At 37.9% G+C, this 24,197-nt stretch carries 22 protein-coding genes and 3 pseudogenes; 14 read left to right on the top strand and 11 right to left on the bottom strand.

Going from position 1 to position 24,197, the window contains the following annotated elements; all coding sequences use genetic code 11:
* Positions 1–43: 43 nt before the first annotated feature.
* The 4 genes and pseudogenes from B2727_RS04545 (at position 44) to B2727_RS04535 (ending at position 5,135) form a co-directional block, all read left to right on the top strand.
* Positions 44–2,488, top strand: coding sequence for a hypothetical protein (locus B2727_RS04545; protein ID WP_033133794.1), 2,445 nt, complete (start codon positions 44–46; stop codon positions 2,486–2,488).
* Positions 2,489–2,871: 383 nt separating this feature from the next.
* Positions 2,872–3,816, top strand: a complete 945-nt coding sequence (locus B2727_RS04540; protein ID WP_033133795.1) for a YagK/YfjJ domain-containing protein — start codon at positions 2,872–2,874, stop codon at positions 3,814–3,816.
* Positions 3,817–3,998: 182 nt separating this feature from the next.
* A pseudogene (locus B2727_RS19985) lies at positions 3,999–4,298 on the top strand (DUF6508 domain-containing protein); the annotation flags it as partial.
* 33 nt (positions 4,299–4,331) lie between these two features.
* Positions 4,332–5,135 carry a GIY-YIG nuclease family protein gene (locus B2727_RS04535; RefSeq protein WP_032811740.1) on the top strand — a complete coding sequence of 268 codons (804 nt, stop codon included), beginning with the start codon at positions 4,332–4,334 and terminating at the stop codon, positions 5,133–5,135.
* An 83-nt stretch (positions 5,136–5,218) separates the two neighbouring features.
* On the opposite strand, the gene B2727_RS04530 is transcribed toward B2727_RS04535, so the two are convergent.
* The 8 genes from B2727_RS04530 to B2727_RS04495 all read right to left on the bottom strand — a co-directional run bounded on the left by B2727_RS04530 (position 5,219) and on the right by B2727_RS04495 (position 10,278).
* A complete protein-coding gene (locus tag B2727_RS04530; RefSeq protein WP_005206876.1) occupies positions 5,219–5,887 on the bottom strand; it encodes a hypothetical protein in 669 nt (222 codons plus the stop codon).
* A 12-nt stretch (positions 5,888–5,899) separates the two neighbouring features.
* The gene (locus B2727_RS04525) at positions 5,900–6,127 is read right to left on the bottom strand and encodes a hypothetical protein (RefSeq protein WP_005206878.1); all 228 of its coding nucleotides are present in this window, start codon (positions 6,125–6,127) and stop codon (positions 5,900–5,902) included.
* Positions 6,128–6,256: a hypothetical protein gene (locus tag B2727_RS04520; RefSeq protein ID WP_005206880.1), complete on the bottom strand. Its 129-nt coding sequence runs from the start codon at positions 6,254–6,256 to the stop codon at positions 6,128–6,130.
* A 2-nt stretch (positions 6,257–6,258) separates the two neighbouring features.
* Positions 6,259–6,513: a hypothetical protein gene (locus B2727_RS04515; RefSeq protein WP_017402032.1), complete on the bottom strand. Its 255-nt coding sequence runs from the start codon at positions 6,511–6,513 to the stop codon at positions 6,259–6,261.
* A 556-nt stretch (positions 6,514–7,069) separates the two neighbouring features.
* Complete coding sequence (locus B2727_RS04510; RefSeq protein WP_005206884.1) at positions 7,070–7,531, bottom strand: hypothetical protein; 462 nt, start codon at positions 7,529–7,531, stop codon at positions 7,070–7,072.
* 186 nt (positions 7,532–7,717) lie between these two features.
* Positions 7,718–9,922 (bottom strand): ankyrin repeat domain-containing protein, encoded by a 2,205-nt coding sequence (locus tag B2727_RS04505; RefSeq protein ID WP_016653071.1) that lies wholly within the window; start codon positions 9,920–9,922, stop codon positions 7,718–7,720.
* 1 nt (position 9,923) lies between these two features.
* Entirely contained in the window at positions 9,924–10,142 is a 219-nt protein-coding gene (locus tag B2727_RS04500) for a hypothetical protein (protein ID WP_225761790.1), read from the bottom strand.
* Positions 10,126–10,278 carry a hypothetical protein gene (locus B2727_RS04495; protein ID WP_005206888.1) on the bottom strand — a complete coding sequence of 51 codons (153 nt, stop codon included), beginning with the start codon at positions 10,276–10,278 and terminating at the stop codon, positions 10,126–10,128. Before B2727_RS04495 ends, B2727_RS04500 begins: the two co-directional genes overlap by 17 nt.
* A gap of 244 nt (positions 10,279–10,522) precedes the next feature.
* Here B2727_RS04495 and B2727_RS04490 point away from each other — a divergent pair, with 244 nt between their 5' ends.
* The 10 genes and pseudogenes from B2727_RS04490 to B2727_RS04445 all read left to right on the top strand — a co-directional run.
* The gene (locus B2727_RS04490; protein ID WP_081400810.1) at positions 10,523–10,810 is read left to right on the top strand and encodes a hypothetical protein; all 288 of its coding nucleotides are present in this window, start codon (positions 10,523–10,525) and stop codon (positions 10,808–10,810) included.
* 59 nt (positions 10,811–10,869) lie between these two features.
* Positions 10,870–11,913: a DUF932 domain-containing protein gene (locus tag B2727_RS04485; RefSeq protein ID WP_005206890.1), complete on the top strand. Its 1,044-nt coding sequence runs from the start codon at positions 10,870–10,872 to the stop codon at positions 11,911–11,913.
* Positions 11,914–12,090: 177 nt separating this feature from the next.
* On the top strand, positions 12,091–13,131 hold the full coding sequence (locus B2727_RS04480; protein ID WP_033133796.1) for a YqaJ viral recombinase family protein: 1,041 nt from the start codon (positions 12,091–12,093) through the stop codon (positions 13,129–13,131).
* A 182-nt stretch (positions 13,132–13,313) separates the two neighbouring features.
* Entirely contained in the window at positions 13,314–14,216 is a 903-nt protein-coding gene (locus B2727_RS04475; RefSeq protein WP_005206892.1) for a hypothetical protein, read from the top strand.
* Positions 14,217–14,403: 187 nt separating this feature from the next.
* Positions 14,404–15,957 carry a type I restriction-modification system subunit M gene (locus B2727_RS04470; protein ID WP_005206893.1) on the top strand — a complete coding sequence of 518 codons (1,554 nt, stop codon included), beginning with the start codon at positions 14,404–14,406 and terminating at the stop codon, positions 15,955–15,957.
* A complete protein-coding gene (locus B2727_RS04465; RefSeq protein ID WP_291348201.1) occupies positions 15,954–17,357 on the top strand; it encodes a restriction endonuclease subunit S in 1,404 nt (467 codons plus the stop codon). Before B2727_RS04470 ends, B2727_RS04465 begins: the two co-directional genes overlap by 4 nt.
* A gap of 18 nt (positions 17,358–17,375) precedes the next feature.
* On the top strand, positions 17,376–17,936 hold the full coding sequence (locus B2727_RS04460; RefSeq protein WP_005206896.1) for a hypothetical protein: 561 nt from the start codon (positions 17,376–17,378) through the stop codon (positions 17,934–17,936).
* A gap of 60 nt (positions 17,937–17,996) precedes the next feature.
* Complete coding sequence (locus B2727_RS04455; protein WP_005312113.1) at positions 17,997–21,095, top strand: HsdR family type I site-specific deoxyribonuclease; 3,099 nt, start codon at positions 17,997–17,999, stop codon at positions 21,093–21,095.
* A gap of 1 nt (position 21,096) precedes the next feature.
* A complete protein-coding gene (locus B2727_RS04450) occupies positions 21,097–22,125 on the top strand; it encodes a Fic family protein (protein ID WP_005312115.1) in 1,029 nt (342 codons plus the stop codon).
* Between the two features lie 25 nt (positions 22,126–22,150).
* Positions 22,151–22,453: pseudogene (locus tag B2727_RS04445) on the top strand (hydrolase or metal-binding protein); the annotation flags it as partial.
* Here the strand turns inward: B2727_RS04445 and B2727_RS04440 are convergent.
* The 3 genes and pseudogenes from B2727_RS04440 to B2727_RS04430 form a co-directional block, all read right to left on the bottom strand.
* Positions 22,443–22,727: a putative quinol monooxygenase gene (locus B2727_RS04440; protein WP_005206902.1), complete on the bottom strand. Its 285-nt coding sequence runs from the start codon at positions 22,725–22,727 to the stop codon at positions 22,443–22,445. The pseudogene B2727_RS04445 and the gene B2727_RS04440 overlap by 11 nt on opposite strands.
* A 20-nt stretch (positions 22,728–22,747) precedes the next feature.
* Positions 22,748–23,746: a zinc-binding alcohol dehydrogenase family protein gene (locus B2727_RS04435; protein ID WP_005206904.1), complete on the bottom strand. Its 999-nt coding sequence runs from the start codon at positions 23,744–23,746 to the stop codon at positions 22,748–22,750.
* Positions 23,747–23,827: 81 nt separating this feature from the next.
* Positions 23,828–24,145, bottom strand: a pseudogene (locus tag B2727_RS04430) (SDR family oxidoreductase); the annotation flags it as partial.
* Positions 24,146–24,197: the final 52 nt, after the last annotated feature.

The raw sequence follows: 24,197 nt of genomic DNA, 5'->3' as shown, positions 1-24,197 counted from the left end.
ATGCGCTATAATTTAAATAATACATGTAATAATACATTTTAAGATGATGAAAGAATCAAGATATATAGGCATTTTAGACGATTTTAGTCTGAATAATTCAAAAATTAATGTTACAGATATATTTCATATTTTGAAATTTAAAAAATTAAAAATGATAGTTTCTTATGGAGACGATGCGAGTGGTTTTGATCATACTCAACAGCTGATTGATGAGTTGGAAAAGTTGCAGTATTTGTGGTGTTTGGTTGAGCAAAACTCTTCTTTGACTCTGGATCGGTTTAAGTACAATTTAATGCACAGTACGGCAACGAATTGGTTGCTTAAAAGACAAGAAATTGAACGGTTTAGTTGTGATCAGAATTTAAGGTTTTTCCCATATCTTAAAATAGGCGATGGACTTTATTTAGTTTGGAATATGCTGAATTTTCTGAAACAATCGTCATCAAATTTAAATCATCATCTGTACTTGTATCCACATTTAAACGGAAATGCGAATACAGTGTTGCCATCAGGTGTAGGTAATGGAAAACATCTTCAGCCTCATTTGTATTTTGATGTTTTGTTTAGGTTGAAACAGTATTTAAGTACAACCAACTATCAGCCAAATTATGTAATTCCTGACTTGGTACATCAAGTCACGAGTGAGCAACTTCTTGATACCCTATTGGAAAGATATCAATCACTTTATTGCCTGTCTCTAAATATTCAGATTCCGTTCAAGTTCAGTGGAATGGATGACTATCATTCGTTTATTCAAGATCGATTGATACGAATCCCACAGTTACAGCAGATGATGCAGGGGATTGCAGGATTATTCTTTATGATGACCAAGGTGGAACACGATCTTGTATCAGGATTAAATCTCAACGTTTTATTGATATTGAACAATAAAAAAGAACAAGTAGCAGCCAAGATAATTAAAAGACTTGAATCTGAGTTTAAAAAGATTCTAATTGATCGAGCTTTTCATATTCATCATTGGGGGGAGCAACTTGCTCAAGAGTTGAAAAAAAATGCAATCGATGGGGAGATCAAGTTAACGGATGAACGAAAAGTAAAAGATTTTAAATATTGGATTCTGAATTTTTTTCAGCATGTGGATGGTGTCATTCAGTTTCTATATACCCCCAATAACCAAATTTACCCGATCAATCAAGTTTGGTATTCCTCTGAACTTTTAGATGAACGTAATTTTCCTGTCGATCTAACGATGATGGCGCGAAAATCTTTTCAGGATTTAGTGCAATATGAGGATGATAAAATATGGGCGATCCGCCATCTACCTATCATCGCAAAAAATAGATTGAAGATTTCACAAATTTTCAATCGTGAGCTAGTACTTGAGTTAAGCGATTTTCCAGATTTTATAGAACTCATTCAGAATATTGAAATATTTATGGCGACAGTAATGGATACCACAGTTGGTGCATTTGATCTGCCTATTAGAATGGGGAATGTTGAGTTGAGTGCTGAAGAAATTGAGCATTCAATCACGCGTATAGGTCATCAACTGTTATGGATACTCAGTCATTTGCCTGACTTGCAACTGTTGATAATAAGCCCTTACTTGTATCGGCTAAATATTAATGTGCAGTTCTTTTTAATGAATATAAATCTTTGGCAGGTTGAGCAACAATTAGCTGCGAAAACCAGCAAACAAGGTGCCGAACGATTCAATGCATTGGTCAAGCAGCTTCGATTGGATTATCACTCGAATATCAGACAGTCTAAGTTAGATGTTAAAATCTGGAAACAAGTGCAGCATTCAGGAGCAGTGGATTTAGACGAAACTACAATTGAAAACAATGAAACGATCGCTGAAGTCATTGAATATGTAGACTATGTCCAAGCAGTAGGTGTTAGTGATGAGGATATTTCTACAAATGATCATATTGAAGCGAGTTATAAAAAGTGTGGACTGAGGTTGAATAGTTTGCAGAAATATTTAAAAAGCTTGCTTAAAAAGGAATGTATTTTTTATCGAGTTCGCTTTGGTTTGGAGTCAAATGAGGCTGAAGTCAATCAGCAGATTTTCTCAAAAAATATCACTGAAATGTTTTTACGTAATCGTAGTAGGGAACCAATATCCAGTATGACAGGCTATTTTGGAGCATGGCGTGAATATGCTGGACAGTATGCTTATCTTGATCTGATTTTGGTTTTTGATGCGAGAAAGTACGAGGAACTAAAAGGTAAGGATGATTTGTTTGGGGAAATGTGGAAAAACCAAATGAATACTGTTCAACAGGATGGATTTAAAACATTATTCGATACGGTTCCTTTGATGCCATCAGTTCCTGAGTTGAATCAGCAATCATTGTTACTTGAAATTGGTGACCAATCTAGACGAAAGCAGGTCTTTGAAGTATTGGTAAATTACTACAGCTTCCTTGAGCTGTATGAGCGACAAGCGACTGTCCGAGTCCCTAAAGTTTTAGTAAAAGGCAGTGTGATTAAATCTAAAGTTAAAACCAAATCTAAGGCGTAACTTTAGCCTAAGCTAATTTCGATATATTGGTGATCAGCATCTTGTGGATCAATGATTTTACCTAAACAACAGCTCAGAAGGCTTAACAGGTATCTTATATTATTAACTATAAGTAATATATTAATAATATAAACAATAGTTTATCCAGTAAGTGAGTGTAGTGATTTACTCAGTACAGTATAGTCCATACTTTAATGGGCTATAGACAACGTATCAATATCACAATGCTAAAGACATTGTGAATTATCCCTATAGTATGTTCCAAAGTCTTTAAGCATATTCAGTAGAGCAGGATGACCACAACATCCTGCTACAGAATCCTGATCAGTAAAATTTTACATCTCTCACTTACATATGAACCTTATGTTTCAGTGAGAACCTAAATGTACCAAAATGTTCAATATGATCAGCTTTACCATGAAGCAGAAGTGCTGGCAGGAGTAGATCATTTCATTCAAGAAGTATGCTTAGGTAGTTATGATCTATATCATCAAAACCTAATGATAGACCTACAAAAATTAGTTCAGTCATTTAAGCCAATCTATAACGCTCATTTATTCTATTGCAATACAGTACTGATATTCATTGAGATTGTGAAGACAGTTGATTACACACTGAGCCAAATGCCACAGGCAGATTATGAATCTATTAAGTATTTTGATGAAATGACTGTATGGCATATTCTGACTTATATTCAATCATTATCAGGTTGTATAAAACAGCAACTAATTGAACATCAACAACGTGAATTGAAGAATCAACAAAGCCTTTTTGATTATGCATCCACACTCATTCATCATTATGCGAGAACGTTAGTTGTTCGGGTGGATCTATCTATTAAGAAAGAATATCAAGCCTTATACAACATTCAGGCATTTAACCAAGCCTTAGAAGTCTTGCGTCGGCGTATCGCAGATCAGGATTCTTGCTTTAGTGGTTTGCAAGGTTATGCTTGGGCATTGGAGCATGGGGTAAGCAAAGGCTACCATTGTCATCTCCTGCTTATGTACGATGGAAATATACATCAAGAAGGTTTTATGATGGGGCAGTGGGTCGGTGAGTGCTGGAAGCAGATTACTCATGGATATGGTTATATTTTTAACTGTAACCATCCCGACTATATGGCGATCTATGAAGCGATGGGGACATTAGGGATTGGTATGATTCATCGTCATGATGAAAATAAACTTAATAATTTTCTGAATTACGTTGTCCCTTATCTGGTGAATGCTGAAAAAGAGCAACAACATCCAAGGGTCAAGGATACGTCAAATATGCGTAGTTTTGGTAAAGGTGTGATCGATTCGAAAAACCGAAGAGGTTTATAAATATTGAATTTTTAATAGAGAACACATCTAATGTATTGTGTTCTCTATATTGTGTAATCTAGATACTAATGAGCGACGCAATATGACGTTTAGGATTGATGAAGATTAATTTTTGGACAGATAAAACTATATTTTTATTGTAAATTATTGGTTTAAATTTACTATATTTTTAATAAAAATTTATGAACTTAAATCATTCACTTTTAGAAATTATTCCGAGTTTAGAGAATTTAAAGTTACATCCTGACTTGGCTATAAATGATATTGAAGATAATCTGATTAAAGCTATGGCTAATGAGATGGTTTTGAATTATCAGGAAGTATTGTCGGTATATGCCGATATAGATGAGAACATAATTCTTCAGTTTGATAAAAATACGACACTAGCCTTCTTAACAGCAGTCATTCGCATGGAGCGTTTTGTAGAAGGTACGCTTCCTCATACTATTCGCTCAGGCCTAGTTTTAAAAGCAATAGAGCATCTGTCTATTTTAGCTGAGGCTCATCATAAGGTCATGCTCAATGATCTTTTGCAAATTCAAGATTTAGATAATACAAAAATTAGACTGAATGTCATGTTTGGTGGAAATTGGAACCCGATTGAAGTATTTAAAAATGGGAATATTGACGAAATTCTTAAAGGGCACTATTGGAATTATAATTCCAAGAAATCTTATAGAGAAGGCCAGTTCACTATTGGGCTCATCAGAATAAAACCAAATGAAGACTTATGGCTATTGGTTCATGTCGGAAGAGTGACTAAGGATCTTAATAAATTTAATGATGTTGGATATGAGTTTGAGGCTTTGGAACAATACCGTAAGTTCTTTGGTCGCTTAGTTGTGAAATATAAAAATTCATCTCAAACCTTAATTCGTTGGGCAAATACAATTATTGATGAATGCGAAGTACATCAACTTCTTCCCGATATTTTTGACAATGATATTTTCCCAGGATATGAAAATGTAAATATATCATGGCAGGAGTTAACACGAGTTATTGAAAAAGAATCATGGAAGACAGCTTTGCAAAATCAAAAAGCAGTATATTTGATTACGGATACATCTAATGGGAAACAATATGTTGGATCTGCATATGCTGAAAATATGTTGTTAAATCGATGGCAGAATTATGTGAAAAGTCGACATGGTGGGAATGTTCAGCTTAAACAACTTTCGAAAGAGCATATTGAAAACCATTTTAGATATTCAATTCTCGATATTTTTAAATCGACAACGGATGACAAAGTCATATTGAGTAGAGAAAGTTGGTGGAAAGATACTTTAATGACAAGAAAGTTTGGCTATAACTCGAATTAAACCAGCTCAGAATTTTTATTCTGAGATGAAATTGAAAAGCTCGGCAAGCTGCCGAGCTTTTCAATATGTACGATTCAATATTATTAAAATGTAATATTGAAATTACCTTGATCTGTAATGATTTCAGCTTCAAGGACTTGATCACCCTTACATTTCAGTAAATATTTCACTGTACCGCTATAATTTAAAGTCACAGGCATTTTGCTATAAAAATCACCTGTACTAAAGCCACAGCGACCACGGTTAATCTTTAAACCTTGTAAGGTAAACGGCTGTTCATTGGTTGATTGGATTTCAAGGAAGTAATCTATTGCACCAGGCACATTGAATGCAGATTGAGACTCCTGAGCGGTAATACGACCACGGGCACTGATTGAGGCAACATCATCAATAGCAGCCTCTTCCTCGTCAAGCGGGATATCGGCAACTTCCTGTGTATCGGTTGGATCAAGCTCAGACTCCATCATAGCTTTTAGCATATCAGGGTAGGTCTGCCACTTATCCAAGTAAGACTGCGCTTCCTTCTCATATGCAGGTAAATATAAATGACCTGAATCAACAATCGCTCGCATATCATTCAATCTGGCTTTGACTGCTTCCTCGGTATAGGGTGCATAAATAGATTCAGGCTTGGTATGCTTTGCAACAGCACTGGCAGACTCACCCGAAGTATCAGTCTTTGCAGATTGATTACCTTGACTACATGCCATCAATAGGGAACACAGGGCAATGGTGGAAAGTAAAGATTTCATGATTGCACTCCCTTATATTTTTGGACGAATAACAACGAACCAGATAAATAACAGGATCAGAATACCCCCTACAATTTTACCAACAACAGGAAACATCACCGCAGGCCAAACAAAGCCCTGTCCAATATTGTAGGCAAAAGACTTGTAGTTATACTGCCCCCAAAAGTGTTGATAGACTGCAAAGAAAAAGCCGATTACTAGATAGATGCTAATCAGACCTGTTTTAATATTTGAATTCATTTACTTTCCCCCAGTTGCAAATTTTGCCAATGCAATAAAAATTCCCATCACGATCATGAAACCAATGAAGGGTAGACCCAGTACACAAATCACAGCTATGACGCAGATAATGCCTGCAAGTGTTCGCATAGCTACTCCTTCATGCACTGATAGGACACATTGATCATATCTGTCTGGAAAGATTCAGTTTGCTGTAAGGTATAGATATTTTCTTTCAGTCCATCCTCACCATATTTGTTTTCAAGTTTGTCGTAGATACATGAACAGGTACTGCCATCAATGCCTCCTGTTTTACAACCACTGATAAACTGACGTTCTGTTTTACTGGCACAGCCTGCTGTCATCATGACTAGTGAGATGAGTGCAAGCGAAGTTAGCATTTTCATCGATTCCCCGAATTTTTTATTGTGTTATCAATTTTGCTCAACTCACTGAATCATGGGTGAGACAAAGCTTTCTAAGGCTAAATCGCTTTTAGATTAGTTCAATCAGCAAAATTTTATGGGTGCTATTAGGGTAACAAGGAAATTGAAAATCGTTTTAGGGAAAACAATAAAGATAAAAAATGCTTAGTCATGGGTATGACTCCTTTGGCTAGAAAGAAGTTTCACCGCATTACTGCTAAATAATGGTGGCGAAACGAAAAGGGGTTAGCAGACTGATAGCCAAAGGATCAGCACACCCGAAGGTGTCCCCCTCCCGTTCCGCCGCAGAGGGGGCACGCAGGGTCGCCCACCAAAAAGATAAACTTTTTAGTGTGCTTTGGCTGAACGGTCTGCTAAAACCGACTGACGATGTAGGTCAGCAATGGAATGATAAATTTAAGGTCTCGCTGAGTCAATCAAGCTGTAGTGAAAAAGAAATTAAAATCAAAGATCGATGATATGGATTGTTGCAAATGTCCAACAGTGCTAGGCATTTTGATTGAATACAGATCAAGTTCTATTGTTCTTTGTCAGGTAGGCTAGAAGTAAACGCTTCTGGAGGAATTGGTACTTTACGGGCTTTGAAGATTCTTTCGGATTCAGGCGTTTGTTGTATTTGATCTTTCATCCACTCTTGAGAAAAAGTGGGCTGATCACTTAATTTTTTTATCGTTTCAGGGTGAAGTGGAATTTTCGCTATTTGTGGTGGAAATATGCCTAATTTATTTAACTCAGTTTCATAATAGTTTTTTAGATCAAGTGCATTGTGTAATTGTTTTTTTAATTCAGTAATTTCATTTTGCAGTGTGATTAGACCAATATTTTTAGGTTGGATACTTTCTAGAACTTGTAATGCTTCTTCTTCATTGAGCACACCTTTCTCAATTCTTCCAAGTTTACCTGAGCGAGTCGCATGTCTAATTTGATGTTCGGTAAATCCATATTTTTCACAAAATTCGGCAATTCTAATTTGGGTCATAATTCTTAAGTCATTGGTGATTTTTGGATTTATCTTACTGATTTTATTTTGATAATCAACTTGTGAGATACTGTATTTAATAAATTTTTAAATGTGTGTAAAGAAATGTGGGATTATTCGGTAAATATCTAGAAAAAATCTTACTGACATACAGTAAGATTTTAACAGTGATATAAGTTGGTTCTATTAATGAATCAGTTGTTTGCACTGTGTTGATTTAAAGTGATTTATAATGTCTGTCGGAAAGACCAACTGACCATTACGTGGGTTAACATAAGAACCATTCATATCCGCCTTACACTGCTCTAACATATATTGAGCAATTTCATACTCATCACTTTCTAAAGCGAGCATAAATGGTGTGTAGCCTGAAATAGGTAACTTGGCTGGCTGATTCACATTTGCACCAGCATTAAGTAGGATAAATACGATTTTGTTAAGCTGTTCAACAGATGCTTTGGATTTCATTGCTTCAAACACTTCTTTACCAATCATCCTGCCCGTAGGCGTATCCAGATTTTTCAAAACATCATTTAACTTGAGTTTTCCTGCTGAATGTTGATATAAGCTGTACTTGCTTTGCTCGGGATGTAATAAGGTTCGCTGAATCATGTCCTCAAAATGAAATGATCTTTTTACACAGTGAAGCATTTTTAAAGCGAGGTGTAATGGAGTGTGGTGATCAATATCCGCAAGTAAGTTGACATTTGTACCCATATCCACCAGTGTTTTTACTAAATTAACATCCCCAAGTTGAATGGCAAGGTGCAATGCGCTTAAACGTATTTTTGTTGAGACTGCATTTAATGTTACAGGTAAAAACGTATGCTTTAATAGTATAGCTAATATTTGCTGCTGTTCATCAGATAACTCCATAATATGATCATATAAGCACATCGTGAGCGAAGAATCATAGCTAGAACTTAATTTATTTATATCTGCGCCAGCATCAAGTAATGCTTTCACAGTTTTAACATCACGTAATTGAATAGCATATAAAAGTTGAGGCATTTTCACTGTTTTTTGTTCATCAATTTTGATGACCTTATTCGGCTGGCTTAGATCAATTCTTATCTTGTTTTTCAAAGTCAAAAACTTTTGATTTGGTAGATCATTTAAAAAAGAACATTCATCTCTAATGAATAACTGTTTATCAAAAATATCACATACTTTAGTTTTTAAAGCCTTTAGTTCCCATGGTTCAAACACATTTTCCAATTTAAACTTTTGCGGAAGGTTGTCGAAATCTAAATCAACTTTAGAGAAACGTAAATGATAGCGAATGGCGATATTGGCGAATTTTCTGATTGAATGATTGTCAGGCGAGTTTTGTAATGAACAAGCCGTCAAAGCCTCAGTTAAAATTTGCTCAAGATTACGTCCATCATATTGAATGCAACTTTCTACGCATTTCGTATAGGGTTGAATTGCATCTTCAAGTTTCCCAGTAAATAAGTAGTAACGAGCCTTAGCCCAATAACCACTAAAGCGAAGGCTTTCAAACTCTGGATATTGATCAATGGTCTCCATAAATAAGTTGATATTTGTGAGACTAAATTCCAGTTGATTGGATTGATTCTGAATACGCTTATATAGGAGGGATAGAGTACCTTCTGCATTATCTGTATATTTATCTAAAATGATATTTTCTTTTGGAAGTTTCAACAAAGATGAAAAAATAAACTCATTCAATGACAAATGCATATATGCCGATTCATTTTCTGAGTTAAGCATTTGCTGAATAAAAGGCGCAAACTCTTGATCTGAAATGTCTTTCTCTGTTATGCCATTTTTATAAAGACTATCTAAAGCTCTAGCAGTTAAAAGAGCGGAGAGAACATCTGCTTGATTAGTGAAATGTACATGACTTTTAACAATAAGGTGTAAGTTTTGCGGATCAGGTAACTCCTCTAAATTTCCCCATACTCTGAATCGATCTTGTAGCTCTTTATCGAGTTTTTTTACGTTAAAACTTTGTTTTAAAAGTTCACATAAAAAATGAGATTTTTGGTTTTTGGCTACGAGGCCAAGTGAAACTAAATGTTGCTTTAGAATAGGAATAAATTTTACTGAGATCATCAGATTCAAGAAATCATTTGTGGTCTTTTGCTGAGCATCACCATTCAAGCTAAATAGTAATTGAAAATCATAAAATTCCTGCATTGCTTTTCTAAATGCATGAATCATTTTACTTTGAATTTTTGCTGAAAAATATTTGGTACTAAAAAGTGCTTTGATAAAGCTCTCTTCAAAATAATGCGGATAGTGAATATTATTCGTATATTCATCTATTTGCTTTGCTAGACCTGTATGATTCTTTAAGCCAAAATGGTTGGTGATTTCTCTGAGCAGTACCGCGCCTGTGGGAAATACTAATGATGGTGTTTGCATGTTAATTTCTTCTTAAAAATCGGTTTATATCGTGTTTAAATTGTTGAAAGCTTCTAAAATCACTTGGCGTAGATGGAATGGCTAACTTCCTATTGTTAATCATTAAAAAATTATGCTTTTTCCCTTTAGATAAATAGATAGATTCTTGCCTTAAAAGTTTAACAATGAATTGATGAATGTCTTTGTTGTTTGAAAACTTCATATCAATCATCATCGTCATAAAAATCATCATCTTGCTCAGCTTGACATGAAGAGCATAGTTCACCGTTCACGATAGAATTATAATATTCACCTTCTGGTAAAGCATCGCCATAGAGTGTTGTGTAACATTCTGCACATTGATATAAATTAGCCATGATTATCTCCTTTACAGCATGGAGGTAATATAAAATTTGTTAAATAAAATCACAGCAAAGCTGTTGGCGGAAAAATATCAAAAAAATGCAAATAGCGAAGTAGACTGAATAACATTCTAAATTATTTCAAATACATAACATCCTAATGAGAATCATGAAGCTTTTTCGAGCCATTCATGAATATATGAAAACAAAGCCTGCCACCCCGCAGGTTTTTTTATGCCCAAAATTAAGGAGTAGAGCTATGAGCTTGAGCTGTCCCTTTTGCCATTCAACGAATGTGATGTTGGTTGAAGCAAGTACGCAACAATCCAATACAACCTTATCTAGTCTGGTTACCCCAACCACATTGGGAGTATTAGGAACAACAGTCGCAAAGACATTCAATCTACCACCAATTATTGGTGGAATCGCAGGAACGGTTTTGGGAAGTGTATTGAATTCATTCACAGAATCAAGCACACCATCACAGCAAAATTTATGCTTCTGCCATAACTGCTACCAAAAGTTTCCAACACATCTTCTGTACTAAAGATTGATTCGTATCAACACAGATTCAAATTTCAATTTCAAATTAAAAGGAATAAAACGATGTCACATCAAATTGAACAAATGGCGTATGTCGGAGAAACCCCTTGGCATGGGCTCGGCAACCAACTCACCCAAAACCAACCGATAGAAGTCTGGGCACAACAAGCAGGCATGGACTGGCGCATTGAATCCTCCAATGTCAGTTATATGGCTCAAAATGAACGAGGGCAAAGTATCATCATGCCCTATGAAGAACAACGAGTCCTTTATCGTTCTGATACCCATGCTCCACTGTCAGTCGTCAGTCAACGCTTTCAGGAAGTTCAACCCAGAGAGATTTTAGAATTTTATCGCAACCTCACTGAGCAATCAGGCTTTGAGCTTGAAACCGCAGGTGTATTGAAAGGTGGAAAGAAATTCTGGGCATTGGCACGTACTGGACAAACCTCTATGTTAAAGGGTAAAGATGTCAGTAATGGCTATATGCTTTTAGCAACCGCATGTGATGGAACCCTTGCCACCACCGCACAATTTACCTCGATCCGTGTGGTCTGTAACAACACTTTATCCATTGCCTTAAAAGGACAAAATAGCAGTGCAGGTGTGGTCAAAGTTCCACACAGTACTAAATTTGATGCAGATAAGGTCAAACAGCAATTGGGTATTTCAGTACGTGCATGGGATGAACACATGTATGAAATGAAGCAACTGACACAGCGTAAGGTTAGTCAGATGGAAGCCTCTGCTTATTTTGATGCAGTATTCAATAACAACACCATGAACAACGTATTAGATCAGGAGGACAACATCATTCAGTTCTACCGTGATGTAGCCTTGCAAGCCCAAGCCAATAGCAAGGAAAAATCTGAACCGAATGCCAAATCGATGAGTAAAGCGATGGAGATGTTTAACGGTCAGGGGCGTGGTGCAGAGCTGAGCTCTTCCAAAGGAACAGCCTATGGATTACTGTGTTCCATCACAGAATTTATTGACCATGAACGCAGAGCTATGAGTACTGATCACCGTCTCGATTCAGCTTGGTTTGGTGCTGGTGCATCGATCAAACAACGAGGATTGGAGCAGGCACTCAATATGCTTGCATAGTGAGACAAATACATTTTTCAGTCATGGAAATTTAGACCTATATTCTTATTTTAAAACGGAATATTAAATTTTAAGAATAATCAAACCATAGCTTCGGCTGTGGTTTTTTTATGCCCGAAATTTGTCATTTCGATCAAAACGACTTCATAACGCTCAATTAAAAATCAGGAATTCAACATGAATACAGCAATATTAAATCCTTCCATTCAACAAGCAAGTACACCTTTTATTGCCCCAAAATTGTTTACAGCCAAACGCCTAGTGAATACCAAAAATATGACACAGGCAGAATGGCTTGAAGTAAGACGCAAGGGAATCGGCAGTAGTGACTGTGCATCCGCATGTGGGCTGAATCCCTATATGTCGATGCTTGAACTGTGGATGATCAAAACAGGGCGAGTTAAACAATCCATCGAAGATGAAAGTTCAGGACATGCACCTTTATATTGGGGCAAGCAACTTGAACCTTTGGTCGCTGAATACTACAGCATGCACACCAACAACAAAGTCCGTCGTATCAATGCTGTACTGCAACATCCCGAAGCGGATAAGCATTTCATGCTAGCTAATTTGGATTACTCCGTGGTGGGCAGTGATGAAGTACAAATTTTAGAATGTAAAACCGCAGGAGAATATGGTGCCAAACTTTGGCGAGATGGTGTGCCTTTATATGCCCTGTGTCAGGTACAACATCAATTGGCGGTGACAGGTAAAAAAGCAGCACATATTTGCGTACTGATCTGTGGGCATGAAACTCGTATTTTCAAAGTGACACGCTCGGAATCAGTGATTGAGCATATCGTCAATGCTGAACGCTACTTTTGGGAATGTGTGGAAAATGATACACCACCTGATGTGGATGCCAGTGAATCGGCAGCCAAAGCCATACAGCAGCTCTATCCACAACATATTCCGTTGACTGTTGAAGACTTGAGTCATAACGAACAAGCCAATCAATTGTTTGCTCAACTGATTCAAGAAAAGCATCACATTGAAAAACATCAAAACAATTTTGATGAAACTAAGCATCAAATTCAGATGTTGATGAGGGATGCTGAACGAGCAACCTTTGTCAGTGGTTCAGTGACATGGAAGAAATCCAAAGATTCAATCAGTTTAGACAGCAAAGCCTTACTCAAATTTCACCCAGAAATGCTTGAGCAGTTTCCGCAAAGCAAAACAGGTACACGACGTTTTCAGATCTACACAGATGACTGAATTCATCGCATCGATATTTCTAATCTTCCAAAAAGCGCAAAAAACCACCCCGATCCACCGACTCCCGAAGGAGCGGTGGACTAATAATGGCGGTCTTTGCATTTCATCTGATCTTTAAATGGTTTTGTATTTGTTTACATAACAAAGGGTCAGCAGTAAAAAAATATTAGGAGTTACAAACCATGATTAAAGGTTTAGCGATTACACCACCGGCTCTGGGACGTATCAGTATTGGCCGTATGGTAGAAAAGAATGGCAAACGTCTACCTGAAAAAGATGATCAGTTCACCATTACTTCCCAGATTCAAAGTAAAGAGAGTGGCTGGATAAAACATCCATTAGATGAACAACTTCGGGCGCAGGCACCCAATCAAAAACTTAGAACCATTCCAGTTAGAATGATCTTTAATGATCCTGATTTAAACTTACGTGCGGAGTACAGCCTATTCGATCGGCAGACCGGTCGACCTGTTTGTGTAGGTAATGGTGAAACCTGCCAACGTTTAACCAATCAAGGGGTCGAGCAACATCCCTGTCCATCACCTGATTTATGTCCATTGGCTCAAGGAGGGAATTGCAAGCCTTATGGACGTTTGCATGTGAATTTGGATGACTCGGATGAGTTTGGAACATTTATCTTTAGAACCACAGGCTTTAACAGTATTCGGACTTTGGCAGCACGCTTGAGTTACTACAGTGCAGCTTCAGGAGGCTTACTGTCGTGCCTACCATTGCAACTCACTTTAAGAGGGAAAAGTACCACACAAAGCTATCGCCAGCCGGTGTACTACGTGGATCTAACTTTACGAGAGGGTATTAGCCTGAATGATGCCATTACTCAAGCCAAGCAAATTGATGAACAGAGCAAGCAGGCAGGGTTTTATCAGGAGGCACTGGATCATATTGCCAGACGAGGTTTTGCCAATGCACGGTTTGAGATGGATATACAAGAAGGGTTAGACGTGCTGGAGGAGTACTTTCCTGAACAAGAGCAGAACCTGACGGTAGAGCAACAAGGTTCACCTGAAGGGTTTGTGCAGGATATTCAGCAGGGGTTGCAGCAGAGTGTGAGGGTGGTGAATTAAGATGGTTGAATTACAGAATTGATAAACTTGGGAGCTTCGGCTCCCTTTATTTTTTATATCTGCCTGATGCTAAATGAATGAGTGGGTAATCAGGTCTAATTGTTGATTTATCTTGTATTTGAATATTAACTTATAGGTTAATATTCGTTTTAACTTTGATTCTTATTTTTTTTTACAGGATTTGTAAATGACCAGTACCCAACAACGCGCAGCACTGCAACGCCAAATCTGGCAGATAGCCAACGATGTCCGTGGCGCAGTTGATGGCTGGGACTTCAAGCAATATGTTTTAGGTACGCTATTTTATCGTTTTATTAGTGAAAATTTTGCCAGTTATATCGAAGGCGGTGACGACAGCATTAAATATGCTGAACTTTCTGACCAAGTTATTACTACAGATATCAAAGACGATGCGATTAAAACCAAGGGTTACTTCATCTACCCAAGTCAATTGTTCGGCAATATTGCTAAAAATGCGAATAATAACGAGAGTTTGAATACTGACTTAGCTGCTATCTTTGCTGCTATAGAAAGTTCTGCCAATGGCTACCCGTCGGAGCAGGACATTAAAGGCCTATTTGCTGACTTTGACACAACCAGTAACCGTTTGGGTAATACTGTCAAAGATAAAAATATCCGCTTGGCTGCTGTGCTCAAGGGCGTAGCAGGGTTACATTTTGGGGATTTTCAAGGCAGTCATATCGACCTGTTTGGTGATGCTTACGAGTTTCTGATTTCTAACTATGCAGCCAATGCAGGAAAATCAGGAGGAGAATTTTTTACTCCGCAGCATGTGTCAAAGTTGATTGCCCAGCTTGCCATGCACAAACAAACCAGCGTCAATAAAATTTATGATCCTGCTTGTGGTTCGGGTTCTTTACTTTTACAAGCCAAAAAACATTTTGATGCTCACATTATAGAAGACGGTTTTTTTGGACAAGAGCTCAATCATACGACCTACAACCTTGCGCGTATGAATATGTTCTTGCACAACATTAACTACGACAAGTTTAATATCCAGTTAGGCGATACGTTAAGAGAACCTCACTTTGGCGATGACAAACCTTTTGATGCGATTGTGTCTAACCCACCGTATTCGGTGAAATGGATTGGTTCGGATGACCCCACTTTAATCAATGATGAACGCTTTGCCCCAGCAGGCGTACTTGCTCCCAAATCTAAAGCCGATTTTGCCTTTGTGCTTCATACCTTAAGTTATTTATCTGCTAAGGGTCGAGCGGCCATTGTGTGCTTCCCTGGTATTTTTTACCGAGGTGGTGCTGAGCAGAAAATTCGCCAATATTTGGTAGATAATAACTATGTAGAAACGGTCATTTCGCTTGCATCGAACTTGTTTTATGGCACCACCATTGCTGTCACCATTCTGGTTCTATCCAAACATAAAACAGACACTACAACCCAGTTTATAGATGCTGGTGGGTTATTCAAAAAAGAAACCAATACCAATACTCTGACAAATGAACACATTGAACAGATCATGCAGGTGTTTGACAGCAAGGCCAATTTAGACCATTTTGCCCAGTCTGTACCTTTAGAGGCGATTCAATCCAACGATTATAATCTGTCCGTGAGTAGCTATGTTGAAGCCAAAGACACGCGTGAAAAGGTGGATATTTTTCAGCTTAATGCCGAGTTAAAAACCACTGTGACTAAAATTGATCAACTTCGTAAAGAGATTGATGCGATAGTGGCAGAGATTGAAGGGGAAGACGTGGTATGAGTAATACAGATTTTATGCAAAAGCTACTTGATGGCGCACAGGTTGAATGGAAAGCAGTTTCAGAAATATTTCATTTAAAAAATGGCTATACACCATCGACATCAAAAAAAGAATTTTGGGAAAATGGTTCTGTTCCGTGGTTTAGGATGGATGACATCCGCGAGAATGGTCAAATCCTTGGAGACTCATTACAAAAAATCTCGGAAAGTGCTGTAAAAGGGGGGAAATTATTTCCTGCCAATTCCATCATAATTTCAACATCGGCCACGATTGGTGAACATGCATTAATTACTGTTCCATATTTGGCAAATCAAAGGTTTACCAATTTAAGTTTGAAAGATAGCTATGTAAAAGTTTTTGATATGAAGTTTATTTTTTATTATTGTTTTTTATTGGCAGATTGGTGTAAAAAAAATACAACGATGTCAAGTTTTGCCTCTGTAGATATGGATGGTTTTAGAAAATTTCAAATCCCCATTCCAAGCCCAGAGAATCCTAAAAAATCCCTTGAAATTCAAGCCGAAATTGTACGAATTTTGGATGCATTTACTGCTATGACTGCGGAGCTGACTGCGGAGCTGACTGCGGAGCTTAAACTGAGAAATCAACAATATCAATATTTTAGAGATAAATTATTGACATTTGATATGAGCGAAGCACAATCGCCTTCGGACGAGAGCGGACGAGAGCGGACGAGAGCGGACGAGAGCGGACGAGAGCGGACGAGAGCGGACGAGAGCGGACGAGAGCGGACGAGAGCGGACGAGAGCGGACGGCGGATAGAGGCTAAATGGATGACGTTGAGAGATGTTGGTACTTGGTACGGTGGGGGAACTCCATCTAAAAGCCATAGTGATTATTGGGAAAATGGAACTATCCCATGGGTTTCGCCTAAAGATATGGGGCGACCAATTGTTGATTCAGCTCAGGACTATATTACCGAAGATGCGATTGAAAACTCTTCGACAAAGTTAGTACCAGCAAACTCAATTGCAATAGTTGTTCGCTCAAGTATTTTAGATAAATTACTGCCAAGTGCACTAATTCCTGTACCTGTTGCACTTAATCAAGACATGAAAGCTGTAATACCACACAACCATATTATGCCTAGTTACCTTGCACATATGATTAGATCAAGAGGGGAGGATATTTTGCGGGCAGCTAGGAAAACAGGCGGATCTGTAGCATCTATTGAAAGTAGTAAACTCTTTTCTTTTTATGTTCCAATTCCTCACCTTGATGAGCAAAAGCGAATTGTCACTATTTTAGATAAATTCGATACTTTAACCAGTTCAATTACTGAAGGTTTACCACGTGAAATTGAGCTACGCCAAAAACAGTATGAGTATTACCGTGATTTGCTATTAAGTTTTCCTCAGTCATCTATCCCATCACATTGATATTTGTGGAGCACCAACATGGAAAAAATTGGTCAAGTCAAACAACTCATTCGCGAAGTTAACCGTTTGCACCGTGATTTTTCCAAGGATTATTTTGAACATGGCAAAATTGAGAAAATTAACCTCTCTAAAACCATTCGGCACGTGCCTGCTGCACATATTTATAAATACCGTTTAACCTTACACGAAAGCATTAATGACTACTTGATGACCGCAGATATAGACATCAAATATTTTTACCGAGTAAAAACCCGTGAAAGTATTGATGACAAAATACAGCGCTATTCTGCTCGTGAAGACCAATATCCTGTAAACAATTGGCTTAATGATATTTTTGGTGCACGTATTATTTTAACGACTGAAGAAATTGAGAGCGTGATGGATTTGCTGGATGACTGGCAAGATGAACTAAACCTTAAAAACTGGTATTTGCGGGATAAAGAAGGCTATCGTGGTTTGCATATCTACTTTAAAAACAGAAGTAATTTTTATTTCCCTTGGGAATTGCAAATTTGGAATCATGAAGATATTCAAAGCAATATTGAAAATCACGAAAAATTTAAACGCAATTTTATCTAAAAAATTCTAAAAATCACTTTGGACCTATCTTCTCGGTCAAAAATCAATGGAATCAAAACCATGACTAATTATAAGCCTATTGCCGAAACTAACAATTTTATTGTCTTAGATAAATATTGCAAAGAATGGCAAGCGGTTGACAGCTACCAAAGTGAAGGGGATTTAGAGCGCGAATTCATTCAGGACTTGGTCAATCAAGGCTATGAATATTTGCCCATTTTAAACAATGCTAAAGCTTTGTTGGCAAATGTACGTGAGCAACTTCAAGCATTGAATAACGTACAGTTTTCTGATGGCGAATGGTTACGCTTTGTTGAAATCTATTTGGATAGACCGAGTGACAGTGTTGTTGATAAAACCCGCAAGATTCATGACGACTATATTCATGATTTTGTCTTTGATGATGGGCATATTCAAAACATCTACCTTTTAGATAAGAAGAACGTTGCTCGTAATAAAGTGCAGGTGATTAAGCAGTTTGAGCAAAAAGGCAGCCATGCAAACCGTTACGATGTCACCATTTTAGTAAATGGCTTGCCTTTGGTGCAGGTCGAACTAAAAAAACGTGGCATCGCCATCCGTGAAGCTTTTAATCAGGTACACCGTTACAGCAAAGAAAGTTTTAATAGCGAAAATTCCCTCTATAAATATTTACAGCTGTTTGTGATTTCTAATGGGACTGATAGTCGTTATTTTGCCAATACGACGACACGTAATAAAAATAGTTTCGACTTCACTATGAACTGGGCCAAGGCCGATAATAGCCTAATCAAAGATCTGAAGGACTTCACGGCTACTTTTTTCCAAAAAAATACTTTGCTGAATGTGCTGCTGCATTACTCTGTTTTCGATATCAGCGATACCTTGTTGGTGATGCGTCCTTACCAGATTGCGGCTACCGAGCGCATTTTGTGGAAAGTCCAAAGTTCGTATCAAGCCAAAAACTGGAACAATACCGAAAGTGGCGGTTTTATTTGGCACACTACAGGTTCTGGCAAAACCTTGACCAGTTTTAAAGCAGCACGTTTAGCAACTGAGCTGGATTTTATTGACAAGGTTTTTTTTGTGGTAGATCGCAAAGACCTTGATTATCAGACCATGAAAGAATACCAGCGCTTTTCGCCCGATAGCGTCAATGGTTCAGACAGTACCGCAGGTTTAAAACGGAACTTGGATAAAGATGATAATAAAATTATTGTCACCACCATCCAAAAACTCAATAACCTGATTAAAAGTGAAGGTGACTTGCCCATTTATAACAAGCAAGTAGTATTTATTTTTGATGAATGTCATCGCAGCCAGTTTGGTGAAGCTCAGAAAAACCTGAAGAAGAAGTTTAAAAAGTACTATCAGTTTGGCTTTACGGGTACGCCTATTTTTCCACAAAACGCCCTTAGTGCTGAAACTACAGCCAGCGTATTTGGCCGTGAGTTGCATTCTTATGTCATCACCGATGCGATTCGTGATGAGAAAGTGCTGAAATTTAAAGTGGACTACAATGATGTACGTCCACAGTTTAAAATCATCGAAACCGAACAGGATGAGAAAAAACTCAGTGCAGCGGAAAACAAACAAGCCTTATTGCATCCCGACCGCATCCGTGAAATTAGCCAGTACATCCTGAATAATTTCCGCCAGAAAACGCACCGCTTACAAGCGGGTAGCAAGGGCTTTAATGCCATGTTTGCCGTCAGTAGTGTAGAAGCTGCCAAGCTGTATTATGAGTCACTCAACAACCTGCAAAAAAACAGTGACAAGCCTTTAAAGATTGCCACTATTTTTTCCTTTGCAGCCAATGAGGAGCAAGATGCCGTAGGTGATATTCAGGATGAAAGTTTTGATATTTCAGCCATGAACAGTAGTGCAAAAGAGTTTTTAAACGCCGCAATTGCGGACTACAATAAATTGTTTAAAACCAATTTTAGTGTTGATAGTAAGGGTTTTCAAAATTATTACCGTGATCTTGCCAAGCAAGTCAAAGCCAAAGAAATAGATTTGCTGATTGTGGTAGGGATGTTCCTGACAGGATTCGATGCCCCTACGCTTAACACTTTATTTGTAGATAAAAATCTACGTTATCATGGGTTGATGCAGGCCTATTCGCGTACCAATCGTATTTATGATGCCACCAAAACGTTCGGCAATATTGTTACTTTTCGAGACCTAGAGCAAGCGACCATTGATGCGATTACTTTATTTGGTGATAAAAACACTAAGAATGTGGTGCTAGAAAAAAGTTATAAGGAATACATGGAAGGCTTTACCGATGTGGTGACTGGTGATGCACGGCGCGGTTTTGTGGATATTGTGAAAGAATTAGAACAACGCTTTCCTAACCCCGATGAAATTTTTAAAGAATCAGATAAAAAAGCCTTTACGAAATTATTTGGCGAATACTTGCGTGTAGAAAATGTGTTGCAAAACTACGATGAATACGCCAGCCTAAAGGCTTTGCAGAATGTTGATGCGAATGACCTTGTGGCAGTTGAAGTATTCAAGACCCAACATTACTTAAGCGATGAGGATCTGTCAGCCTTGCAAACCATTCAGATGCCAGCTGAACGAAAAATCCAAGATTACCGTTCCACTTATAATGATATTCGTGATTGGTTACGTCGGGAAAAATTGGCTGAACAAAAAGAAAAATCGACCATTGATTGGGATGATGTAGTTTTTGAAGTAGACTTGCTGAAATCACAAGAAATCAATCTGGATTACATTCTAGAGCTGATTTTTGAGAACAATAAAAAGGTGAAAGATAAGGCAACGTTAGTTGAGGATGTGCGCCGAGTGATCCGTGCTAACCTAGGCAACCGTGCCAAAGAAAGTCTACTGGTCGATTTTATTAATCAAACAGACTTAGATCAGATTGGTGATAAGGCTAGCGTGATTGATACTTTCTTCACCTTTGCTCAAGCAGAACAACAGCGTGAAGTACAAGAACTGATTGGCGCCGAGAACCTGAATGAGGATGCAGCGAGACGTTATATTGCGACCTCGCTGAAACGGGAATTTGCCAGTGATAATGGCACTGAGCTCAATGCTATTCTGCCTAAAATGAGTCCATTAAACCCACAATACTTAACCAAAAAGCAGAGCATTTTTCAAAAAATTGCAGCGTTCGTTGAAAAGTTTAAAGGGGTAGGGGGAAAAATTTAGTATGAAATACCAACCGCCTTATACCATCACCTCAAAAATCATTCATCTGATTGCTCAGATCAGTGAGAATATAGGGCGTTTGACTGTTTTAGAGGAAATTCAGGACAGCTTAAAACTCAGAAAAGCCAATCGTATCCGTACTATTCAAGGTTCACTTGCGATAGAAGGGAATACGTTAAGTACAGAACAAATCACGGCGATTCTAAATGGTAAGACTGTGATTGCACCTCCGAAAGAAGTTCAGGAAGTGCGCAATGCCATTAAAGCCTATGAAGCATTTCAACAATGGCAGCCAAGCCAAGAAGTAGACTTATTACAAGCACATCAAATTTTAATGACAGGCTTGATTGATGAAATCGGTCAATATCGTCATGGTGGTGTGGGCGTAATGTCAGGTGATCGAGTGGTACATATGGCTCCACCTGCCAATCAAGTTCCACGTTTAATGGCTGATTTACTAGAATGGTTAAATGATAGAGAAATACATCCACTAATCCAAAGTTCAGTATTTCATTATGAGTTTGAATTTATCCATCCATTTGCAGATGGTAATGGCCGAATGGGTAGACTATGGCAAACATTGATCCTGAGTGGGTGGAATTCAATCTTTGCCAATATCCCAGTTGAAAGTCTGATCTATCAAAATCAAAAAGCTTATTACGAAGCATTGCAAGCAAGTACAGATCGTACTGATTCAGCACCATTTATTGAATTCATTTTGCAGATGATTTTAGATGCAATCCTTGACTCTACACAAAGCGATCAAGACACCGCTCAAGCTAGCGATCATGTTACCGCTCAAGCTGGCATACATGTCCATAAAGAACTCAGTGATCAAGTACAGCGTTTAATTTCAGCATTAGGGCAAGATGATTATACCTTGGCTGAGTTGATGCAATTTGTGGGTTTAACGCATCGAGCAACGTTCCAAAAGAATTACTTGAATCCAGCAATAGAAGCAAATTTGATTGAACGTACCATTCCTGATAAACCGAAAAGTCCGAAGCAAAAATATAGATTAAAAAGATAACAATACTTTCAATTATGGATAAATCCCCTATGGGTGCTTGCATATGAATTTGGATGACTCAGATGAATTTGGGACCTTCATCTTTAGAACCCCTGGCTTTAATAGTATTCGAACCTTGGCTACACGATTGAGTTACTACAGTGCAGCTTCAGGAGGCTTACTGTCGTGCCTACCATTGCAACTCACTTTAAGAGACAAAAGCACCACACAAAGCTATCGCCAACCTGTGTATTACGTGGATCTAACTTTACGGGAGGGTATTGGCCTGAATGATACCAGTACTCAGGCCAAGCAAATTGATGAAAAGAGCAAGAAGGCTATATTTTTTTGATTTCTACAATATCACTTGATTCAATGAGCGATTGGATATTACCAAATAAACTTTGAATATAATCAGACGCTATATGGATATCTAAATCCTCCCTGCTACGCCATTCTTCTAAGAAGAAATATCTACTCGAGTCATTTTCGCTAATATAAAGCTCATATTTCAAGCATCCTTCTTCTTGAAGCGTAGGCTCTATTACACTTTGTAAAAGCGCTTCTAACCTCTCTTTTTGATCTGATTTTGCCTTAAAGTTCGCAATTACTGAAATAGTCATTATTTCACCTTTAATTTGTTTTAGAAGTTTTCTAGTACAATTTTGCCTTTTGACTTGCCTGATTCAAGTAACTTATGCGCCTTCTCCAAGTGTGAAGCGTTAATTTTGCCTAGATTTTGGTTGAGGGTACTTCTAATTTTTTGCTGGTCAACTAATTGGGCAACCTGTTGCAACAGATCACCTTGCTTTTCAATATCATCGGTTTCATACATTGAACGAGTGAACATCAACTCCCAATGGATAGAAATAGATTTAGTCTTAAACGGCATAATATCAAATGTTTGTGGATCATCGATCAATCCAAGCTTGCCTTGTGGTGCAATCAGAGAAACTATTTGCTTGATATATGTTTCTGTATGATTTGTAGAGAATACGTATTTTGGTTTTGCAATGCCTAGTGTCTCAATTTGTGCATTTAAATCTTTGCTATGATCAATGACATGGTCGGCACCAAGTGATTCCACCCAAGATTTCGTTTCTTCACGCGAAGCAGTTGCTATAACCGTCAGATTTGTTTTTGCTTTTAGGAGTTGGATAGCGATTGATCCTACACCGCCTGCACCACCAATAATTAAAATACTGCCAACTTCTGTTTCTGAAATTTGAAACCGATCAAAAAGCATTTCCCATGCCGTTATTGCAGTTAATGGCAATGCTGCTGCTTCTGCATTAGATACTGTAATTGGTTTAAGACTGATAATTCGTTCATCGACTGCTTGAAACTCAGCATTACTACCATCTCGGGTTAAATCGCCAGCATACCAAACAGAATCTCCTACTTTAAACGAGGTAACTTTTGAGCCAACTTCGATAATTTCCCCAACGGCATCCCAACCTAAAATACGATTATTTGCTTCAGACGAATTTTTTCTCACTTTGGTATCAACTGGATTCACAGAGATTGCCTGAACTTTTACCAGTACATCACGCTCCTTAAGCGTAGGCTTTGCTTTTTCAATATCTACCAATGAATTTTTAAAATCATCATGGTTATTTATAACATACGATACGGCTTTCATAGATTTGTCCTTAANNGTTCCCCCAACTTCATGACGAAGTCCTTCTGAGATGGCTCTTACAGCAAACTTAGTACCGCTATAAACAGTACCTCCTGGACTAAATACTTTTATCCCTGCAACAGATGCGAGATTAATAAAGTGTCCAAAGTTTTGTTTTTGGAAAACAGGTAGGGTAGCTGCTATACCATAAAGAACACCTTTAATATTAATGTCGATCATACGATCCCATTCATCAACTTTTAGCTCACTTAATGGTGCAATAGACATTAATCCAGCATTGTTTACCAATACATCGATTTGACCAAATGCGCTTAATGCCTTTTCAATAAGTGCTTGTACTTCATGTGGTTTGGTTATATCCATACCAATAAATTCAGTTTGCCCACCTTCAGTACGAATGTCTTCAACACTAGCCTCTAATTTTTCATTACGTCTAGCACCAAGTACACCC

It is taken from the genome of Acinetobacter sp. UBA991 (assembly GCF_002292065.1).
Classification (GTDB): Bacteria; Pseudomonadota; Gammaproteobacteria; order Pseudomonadales; family Moraxellaceae; genus Acinetobacter; species Acinetobacter higginsii.
This window is presented reverse-complemented; position numbering and strand designations above follow the sequence as displayed.